This window comes from Streptomyces anatolicus (genome assembly GCF_019400875.1).
Taxonomy (GTDB): Bacteria; Actinomycetota; Actinomycetes; order Streptomycetales; family Streptomycetaceae; genus Streptomyces; species Streptomyces anatolicus.
In genome coordinates this window covers 1-4,469 of sequence record NZ_WMBF01000499.1, presented here as the reverse complement: position 1 = coordinate 4,469, position 4,469 = coordinate 1, and the positions used below count along the sequence as shown (strand labels likewise).

Sequence of the window (4,469 nt, the reverse complement as noted above, 5' to 3'; positions counted from 1 at the left end):
GTCCGACCCCTCTGCCCCATTCACCCCGTTCGCCGGGACGAGCAGCACGTCGGCGCCGGCCGCGTCCGCGATGCCGGTCAACTCCCCGTGCAGGGCGCCGCCTTCATGACGTACGCCCTTGAAGGGGGCGCCCGGCGCGGTGGCGAGGCTCACGGCGAGCGCGCCGACCGTGCGTCCGGCGGCGAGTGCGCCGAGCAGTTCGGCCGCCTCGGGACCCTCGCAGGCGAGCAGTGCTTCCGTGGCGACGACGGCGCTGGTGAGGTAGGGCACGGGTGCCACCGCGCGGCCCAGCTCCTCCAGGACGACGGCCGCCTCGCGGTGGGTGGCTCCCTGGCCGCCCAGCTCCTCGGGTACGAGGAGGCCCGCGAGGCTCATGCCCTCGGTGAGCGCCTTCCACAGTTCCCGGTCGTGCGGGGTGCCGGTTTCGGCGCGGGCGAGGACGGCCGGGGCGTCGCAGCGGTCGGAGAGCAGGTCGCGCACCGCGGAGCGCAGTGCCTCTTCCTCTTCGGAGTAGAGCAGGTCAGTCATCGCGCGAGGTCCTTCCAGGCGACGTCCTTGTCGGTGCGCGGCTCGGACGGCAGGCCCAGGACGCGCTCGGCGACGATGTTCAGCAGGACCTCGCTGGTCCCGCCCTCGATGCTGTTGCCCTTGGAGCGCAGATAGCGGTAGCCCGCCTCGCGGCCCGTGAAGTCGACGAGTTCGGGCCTGCGCATCGTCCAGTCGTCGTACAACAGCCCTTCCTCGCCGAGGAGTTCGACCTCCAGACCGCTGATCTCCTGGTTGAGGCGGGCGAAGCCGAGCTTCATGCCGGAGCCCTCGGGTCCCGGCTGGCCCGCGACGAGCTGCTGGCGAAGGCGCTCGCCGGTGAGCCGGGCCACCTCGGCGTCGACCCAGAGCTTCATCAGCCGCTGGTGGAGGTCGTGGGTGCGCAGCTCGGGGCGTTCGCGCCAGGCCTTGGCGACGGGGCCGATCATGCCGCCCTCGCGCGGGATGCGCATGCCGCCGATGGAGACGCGCTCGTTCATGAGCGTGGTCTGGGCGACCTTCCAGCCCTCGCCGACCGCGCCGAGGCGGTGCGCGTCGGGGATGCGCACATCGGTGAGGAAGACCTCGTTGAACTCGGCCTCGCCGGTGATCTGGCGCAGCGGCCGCACCTCGACGCCCGGGTCGGTCATGTCGCACACGAAGTACGTGATGCCGCGGTGCTTGGGCTGCTCGGGGTCGGTGCGGGCGATGAGGATGGCCCAGCGCGCGCTGTGGGCGCTGGACGTCCACACCTTCTGGCCGTTGACGATCCAGTCGCCGCTCGCCCCGTCGCGGACGGCGCGGGTGCCGAGCGCGGCGAGGTCGGATCCGGCGCCCGGCTCGCTGAAGAGCTGGCACCACACCTCCTCGCCGGTCCACAGCGGCCGCAGGAAGCGGTGCTTCTGCTCCTCGGTGCCGAAGCCGAGGACGGTCGGCGCGGCCATGCCGAGGCCGATGCCGATCCGGCGCGGGTCGTTGTCGGGCGCGCCCGCGGCCTCCAGCTCGGCGTCGACGACGGCTTGCAGGGAGCGGGGCGCGCCGAGGCCGCCCAGGCCCTCGGGGTAGTGCACCCAGGCGAGCCCGGCGTCGAAACGGGCCTTGAGGAAGTCGGCGCGATCCGTGGTCGCGGGCGGGTGCGCGGCAAGGAACTCACGTGTGCGGGTGCGCAGTTCGGCGGCGTCGGTCATGCGGCACCGCCCTGCGGCAGGACGGCCACGCGTCCGGTGGTGACGCCGTCGGCGACGCGCTGCACGGCGGCGGCGGCGCCGGACATCGGCACGCGCTCGCTCACCAGGGGCTTGATGGCGCCCTTGGTGGCGAGTTCGGTCAGCTCGTCGTGGCAACGCGCGATCGCACGCGGGTCCTTGGTGTTGTACAGGCCCCAATGCAGGCCCATGATCGTGTAGTTCTTCACCAGGGCGTGGTTGAGCGCGGGTGAGGGGATGGTGCCGCTCGCGAAGCCGACGACCACGATGCGGCCCTCGAAGGCCACGCACTTGGCGGACTTGGCGTACGCGTCGCCGCCCACGGGGTCGTAGATCACATCGGCGCCGCGGCCACCGGTGGCCTCCTTCACGGCGGCGACGACGTCATCGGCGCGCCGGTCGATGACGAGGTCGCAGCCCAGCTCGCGCGCGACCTCCGCCTTGTCGGCGCCCCCGACGACGCCGATGACCTTGGCGCCCGCCGCCTTGCCGAGCTGCACGGCGGCGCTGCCGACGCCGCCCGCGGCCGCGTGCACGAGCAGGGTCTCGCCCTCCTGGAGGTGCGCGCGGCGGTGCAGGCCGAACCACCCGGTCTGGTAGCCGATGTGGAGCGCGGCGGCCTCGGCGTCGTCCAGCGCGTCGGGCGCGGGCAGCAGGGCGGCGGCGTCCGCGACGGCGTACTCGGCGAAGCCGCCGTAGGGCAGCGCCGGGTTGGCGAGCACGCGCCGCCCGTCCTCGGTCTCGCCGCAGATCTCCACGCCGGGCGTGAACGGCAGCGGGGGCCTGACCTGGTAGTGGCCGCGGCAGAGCAGCGCGTCCGGGAAGTTGATGTTCGCGGCGCGGACCTTCAGGAGCAGCTGCCCGTCGCCCGGCTCCGGGCGGTCCACCTCGGCGAGGCGCATCACCTCGCCCGGCTCGCCGTTCTCGTGCACTTGCCATGCCTGCATGCGGGGCCTCCACGGGGCTGTCGTAGACCGTGCTCGCTCCGCATACTAAGCGGTCGCTTGCCGCGAGGGAACCGTCAGTCGCCCTTCTCCTTCCGCGTAGGGCGCGCCCGTACGTGCATGCGCTCGCCCTGCGGCCCGAACAGGCTCAGGAACTCGGCCCCGCCCTCGCTGGTGGCCCCGAACCAGTGCGGGACGCGCGTGTCGAACTCCGCCGCCTCGCCCGGGCCAAGCAGTACGTCGTGGTCACCGAGGATCAGGCGTAGCTTCCCGGAGAGTACGTACAGCCACTCGTACCCCTCGTGCGTCTGCGGGTCCGGGGCCGGGGAGGCGCGGGCGGGCTCGATCACCTTGTACGCCTGGAGGCCGCCGGGCTGCCGGGTGAGCGGCAGCATGGTGCGACCGTGCCGCACGATCGGCTTGGCCCGCACGCGCGGGTCGCCGACGGGCGGGGCGCCCACCAGCTCGTCCAGGGGGACCTGGTGGGCGCGGGCGATGGGGAGCAGCAGTTCGAGGCTGGGCTTGCGGTTGCCGGACTCCAGGCGGGAGAGGGTGCTGACCGAGATCCCGGTGGCGGCGGAGAGACCGGCGAGGGTGGCTCCGCGCTCCTTGCGGATGCGGCGCAGCCGGGGGCCGACCTCGGTGAGGACCTGGTCCATTTCGTGCGGTACGACGTCCGTCTCTTCGCTCATGACTCCATCATGGCGCACTTCTTGCGGTATCGGCAAAGATGCTTGTCACTTTCGCAGCGCTGGAGCGATCGTCGAGAGGTACCCGAAGGAGAGAGGGGAACCAGATGTACGACGCATACGACGTAGTGGTCATCGGAGGCGGCGCGGCGGGCCTGAGCGCGGGGCTGGTGCTCGGCAGGTCGCGGCGGCGGGTCCTCGTCGTCGACGCGGGCGAGCCGCGCAACGCGCCCGCCGCGCACATGCAGGGCTATCTGTCGCGGGACGGCATGCCGCCCGCCCAGTTCCTCGCCGAGGGGCGGCGGGAGTTGGCGCGGTACGGGGTGGAGATGGTCCCGGGCCGGGTCGTGGAGGTGGCGCCGGACGGCGACGGGGAGTTCGATGTGCGGCTCGCGGACGGCGGGGCGGTGCACGCGCGCCGGGTCGTCATGGCCACCGGCCTGGTGGACGAGCTCCCCCCGGTGCCGGGGGTCGCCGAGCGCTGGGGCCGCGATGTGCTGCACTGCCCGTACTGCCACGGCTGGGAGGTGCGGGACCAGGCCTTCGGCGTCCTCGCCCCGGAGCCGTTCGCCGGCCATCAGGCGCTGCTCCTGACCCAGTGGTCCAAGGACGTGACCCTCTTCCTGCACACCGTGCGGGAGCTGCCGGACGCGGAGTGGGAGCGTCTGGCGGCGGCCGGGGTCTCGGTGGTGGAGGGCGAGGTGGCGGGCCTGGAGACCGAGGACGACCGGCTGACGGGCGTACGGCTCGCGGACGGCCGGTTCTTCCCCCGCTCGGTCCTGTTCATCGCCGCGAAGCCGGTGCCCCGCGACGATCTGCTGACCGCGCTCGGCGCGCAGACCAAGGACACGCCGGCGGGCCCGTACCCGGCCGTGGACGAGGCGGGCCGCACCACAGTCCCCGGCGTCTGGGCGGTCGGCAACGCAGCGGGCCCCACGGAACAGGTGATCAACGCGGCCTCCGCGGGCTACCGGGCGGGCCTCCTGATCAACGCCGAGCTGGTCATGGCGGACATCGAGACGAAGGCCGCGCGGCGCAGGGCGGGAGTCTTCTCCCCCCGGCTGGAGGCCGCGGTGGCGCGAACGGTGGCGAAGGGTGGTCAGGGG

The 4,469-nt window shown here is 73.3% G+C and carries 5 protein-coding genes; 1 reads left to right on the top strand and 4 read right to left on the bottom strand.

Annotated features, from left to right (window positions below; translation table 11 throughout):
- The 4 genes from GKQ77_RS28270 to GKQ77_RS28255 form a co-directional block, all read right to left on the bottom strand.
- Positions 1-528, bottom strand: a 528-nt coding sequence (locus tag GKQ77_RS28270) for an acyl-CoA dehydrogenase family protein (RefSeq protein WP_219691763.1), incomplete at its 3' end; no start/stop codon positions are given.
- Positions 525-1,712 carry an acyl-CoA dehydrogenase family protein gene (locus tag GKQ77_RS28265; RefSeq protein ID WP_219691760.1) on the bottom strand — a complete coding sequence of 396 codons (1,188 nt, stop codon included), beginning with the start codon at positions 1,710-1,712 and terminating at the stop codon, positions 525-527. The genes GKQ77_RS28265 and GKQ77_RS28270, both read right to left, overlap by 4 nt.
- Positions 1,709-2,677, bottom strand: a complete 969-nt coding sequence (locus GKQ77_RS28260) for an NADPH:quinone oxidoreductase family protein (RefSeq protein WP_219691759.1) — start codon at positions 2,675-2,677, stop codon at positions 1,709-1,711. The genes GKQ77_RS28265 and GKQ77_RS28260 overlap by 4 nt, the downstream gene beginning before the upstream one ends.
- Before the next feature lie 74 nt (positions 2,678-2,751).
- Entirely contained in the window at positions 2,752-3,366 is a 615-nt protein-coding gene (locus tag GKQ77_RS28255) for a helix-turn-helix domain-containing protein (RefSeq protein WP_258022101.1), read from the bottom strand.
- Positions 3,367-3,470: 104 nt separating this feature from the next.
- On the opposite strand from GKQ77_RS28255, the gene GKQ77_RS28250 reads away from it, so the two are divergent.
- The coding region (locus GKQ77_RS28250) for an NAD(P)/FAD-dependent oxidoreductase (protein WP_219691758.1) at positions 3,471-4,469 on the top strand (999 nt) is incomplete at its 3' end.

Bases quoted from the DNA above. Each gene is read 5' to 3' on its own strand.
- GKQ77_RS28255 (WP_258022101.1), bottom strand. From the start codon at position 3,366: ATGAGCGAAGAGACGGACGTCGTACCGCACGAAATGGACCAGGTCCTC.
- GKQ77_RS28265 (WP_219691760.1), bottom strand. From the start codon at position 1,712: ATGACCGACGCCGCCGAACTGCGCACCCGCACACGTGAGTTCCTTGCC.
- GKQ77_RS28260 (WP_219691759.1), bottom strand. From the start codon at position 2,677: ATGCAGGCATGGCAAGTGCACGAGAACGGCGAGCCGGGCGAGGTGATG.